General features: G+C 39.1%; 3 protein-coding genes. All 3 read right to left on the bottom strand.

The window, feature by feature from the left end:
* Nucleotides 1-274: hypothetical protein (locus tag ATS76_RS10880; protein WP_058552167.1), on the bottom strand; the 274-nt coding region annotated here is incomplete at its 3' end.
* Nucleotides 275-507: 233 nt separating this feature from the next.
* Nucleotides 508-2,046, bottom strand: coding sequence for a transposase (locus tag ATS76_RS10875; RefSeq protein ID WP_058552166.1), 1,539 nt, complete (start codon nt 2,044-2,046; stop codon nt 508-510).
* Between the two features lie 225 nt (nt 2,047-2,271).
* On the bottom strand, nt 2,272-2,620 hold a 349-nt coding region (locus ATS76_RS10870), incomplete at its 5' end, for a hypothetical protein (protein ID WP_058552165.1).

Raw genomic sequence — 2,620 nt, 5'->3', positions numbered from 1 at the left:
CACCACCCCATCGAAACGTTACAACAACTGGCTCATCATAGCCTGATGAATCGAAGCTAGGGAAATAATCTGTAAACTCTGATAACGGTGACATATATGTTTCTACACCAGACTCTTCACCATTTAATTTAACAGGAAGAAAACCTGTGTGCTTTTTTATATCTACATTTTCTAAATATTGAACTGGAGCATTTAGCTGCTTTGATAATTCATTTAATGAATTCGTATTTGGAACGTCACTTAACGTTAAAATTACGTACATTGTCATGGACATTGATAACTCCCTCTCAATTCAATTTAGGCATATAACGAGCCTGTAGATTAACTCGTTTTCAAATTTGTTTTTATTGATAAACAAACCATAGCTGAGTTCCTATTTTGGTTCAATCGATTACTGTACTTTTACGCAGCATATAAAAAAGTGTTTGATATTGTTTTAATTGGCTTTTTGGAAGTGGTTACGAGTGGTTGAGTCGCTTTATTTTAAGTTAAAAGGGCTTCCCCTTCTTAATGCATCGTGTTTTGCAGTTTTTCTATATTATGAACAAGGCAGTACAGTTGCCATTGCGCATTCACTTTCGTTTGACCCCGTAAGGTCAGTTTATTCATGCCTTTATTCACTGTAATATTCCCGAACACCGGCTCTATACAGCCAAGTCGTTTACTGTACTGTCGTCGCCCCATCAGGCTGTCTATTTTGACCTTCATTTTGTCGATGTAGCTTAACTTTTTACGCGATTCATCATTTTTAAACTGAACTTGCCGCCCTATTTTTATCGGTGGCTTTCGCATGCACTGCTGTTGCAGTGGGCATACCTTGCAATCTTTTAAGTAACCGCAGAATCGGGTGTATTGTTGGTTGTGGCTGTTTACATTAACCCCGCTTCGCCACATATCATTGCCTGCGGGGCAGCGGCAGGTTTGGGTTGCTTCATCATAATAAAAATCCTCTGAGGTAAATAATCGAGGTTTGCCTTTACTACGTTTTAGTCGACGTTTTTCTTGCTCTGTTTCATAGGTTTCACTTTCTTTAAACAACGGGTTTCGTTTTCTAAACTGATTATCAGCTATGTAACTATCAAAGCCACTTTGCGCCATGTATTTAAGGTTTGCTTCGCTGTTAAACCCACTGTCTGCGGTGAATTTTATCGTGTGTTCGTCTTTGAGTTTGTTAGTGTTCAATTTATCGAGTTGTTGTTTTAATTGTGCAACGGCTGGCTGCAGAGTTTGTTGCTCGCCCACTGAGCCCCATGCTTGTGCTTGCAGTATAATTTGGTGCTTGTCGTCATTTATCGCAATGCCATTGTAGCCTTGAATGGTGCCTTTGGAGGTCGTCATTTTTGCGCTGTCTGGGTCGGTGATATTACTTTTAACTGGCTTGCCTTTACTGCCTGTTTTCTCTTGATGGGTTGCTAGAAACTCTGTGATTTTAGCGGCGCTTTTATCGAGTTTTTCTTTTTGCTTTAAGTCCTGAGTGACAAGTTCTTCACTTAGGCCATCTTGGGCTTGATGGCGTTCAATGATGCGTTTACTTGCGCGCTCTAGTTTTGCTTTTTTACGGCCTAGTTCATCAAATGTCCCGCTCCACTCTTTACTCGCATTGGACTTTAATTTACACCCATCAATAGCAAACATATTGCGGCCTACCAAGCCTTCCTCATCACATATCATCAGCACTTGCGTAAATAGCGGCTCAATCTGTTCATGCATTTTAGCCACGAAGCCTGCTATTGATGTGTAATGCGGCTGAATATCACCCGACACACTCATAAATAAAATGTTCGTCTCACACGCTTTAGTAATTCGGCGACTACTGATAAAACCATGTGCGTAGCCCAGTAAAATAATCTTTAGCATTACCGAAGGCGGATACGCAGCAGCGCCTGTTTTGTCGTTGTTATACCACGCGTCAAATCCCGATAAATCGAGTTTATTTTCGACAATATAACAAAGGGCATACTCAAAAGTGCCAGGCAGAATTTGCTCAGCGAAATTGATAGGAATGAATTTATTTTGGCAGGATAAATCAGGCTTATAGTTGGCCATAACAATTTACCGTGGGTGAATAATATCTATTAGATCACAGTCACCCGGCGGATTCAAGGTTAAAAAACAATCAATTTTAAATGGTAGGATATGTTTCTAAAAAGAGTAATTCTACAGCCTCAACGCCCGCATAAGGGGCTGATAATTGTTGGCTAAAATGTGTAGCGGAGCGAAACTAAGCCAACTGTTAGCAGTCCCATTCTTAATGCGCTTGTTATATGCAAACTAAGTGAATAGTTGCCATCTGTTTTTTGTTGTGAAATATATAATTACAACACCAATTAAGCCTGTTAATGAACCAATAATTCCAATACCTATATAAAGGTTAATTAAAAATGCTAGTGCCATAGAACCATAGATTCCATAAACACCTACTTTTTTCCATGACCATATCGCTATAGCAAAAACAACGTTTAAAACCGCAAGTAGCCCCATAAAATAAAGAAGTCCCTCTGAAAGAGATGGATAAACTTGAATAATTGCTTCAGGATTTGAAAAGTAAGTGAATGCAGTAAATGGATTAGCAACAAACATTAATAATAAAAATGCAGTTAGCCAAAAGCCTCTTTTTTTA

The sequence above is a fragment of the Pseudoalteromonas sp. 10-33 genome, from assembly GCF_001469195.1.
In the GTDB taxonomy this organism is placed as follows: Bacteria; Pseudomonadota; Gammaproteobacteria; order Enterobacterales; family Alteromonadaceae; genus Pseudoalteromonas.
This window is presented reverse-complemented; position numbering and strand designations above follow the sequence as displayed.